Source organism: Vibrio sp. YT-19(2023) (assembly GCF_033337395.1).
This window is the reverse complement of record NZ_JAWOQN010000627.1, coordinates 1-647: the sequence shown is the minus strand read 5'-3', so window position 1 is coordinate 647 and position 647 is coordinate 1. Positions and strand designations below refer to the sequence as shown.

Below are 647 nucleotides of genomic sequence, written 5' to 3'. Positions count from 1 at the left end.
CGGAAAAGGGTGATGTACCTGGGTTTACATCGGTGGCGATGGCCATTGGCACGTGGTACTTCCTTAGTAGCTCAATCGGTGGTAACTGAGTTTCTCTCAAAAAGTAAAAAGCACCGGGTAGTAGTGTGGCGACGGTATCGGATTTCGAAAGGGCTACCACACCGTCTTCATCGAGATATTCGATATGGTCAGCCGAAAGGCCTTTGTATCGTGCAGTCAATTCAGTGCCACCAAGGTTTGATAGCTGCTCTGTGTGGCCTTTTACGTGTAAGCCATATTGTTTCGCTGTCGCAAATACTTTTTCGGTTTGCTCCAAATTAAAACCGATAGACTCACAAAACACATCCACACTGGTGGCCAAGTTTTCCTCTGCGACGATTGGGATGATTTCCTGACAAATATGTTCGATGTAATCGTCTGCGCGACCTTCAAATTCAGGCGGTAAAGCATGAGCGGCAAGAAGGGTAGTTGTGATTTTGACTTTACGCTCTTGTTCTAAGGCTTTTGCAGCACGCAGCATTTTTAGTTCGTCTTTGAGCGTCAAGCCGTAGCCTGATTTTACTTCAACCGACGTAACCCCACTTGCTAACAAGCCATCTAAACGAGGCAACGCGAGCTCAATTAATTGCTCTTCAGTAGCAGCTCGA

Annotated in this window: 1 pseudogene; it reads right to left on the bottom strand. The window is 46.7% G+C overall.

The window, feature by feature from the left end:
* Positions 1 to 647 (bottom strand): annotated as a pseudogene (locus R7E78_RS27540) (imidazolonepropionase); the annotation flags it as partial.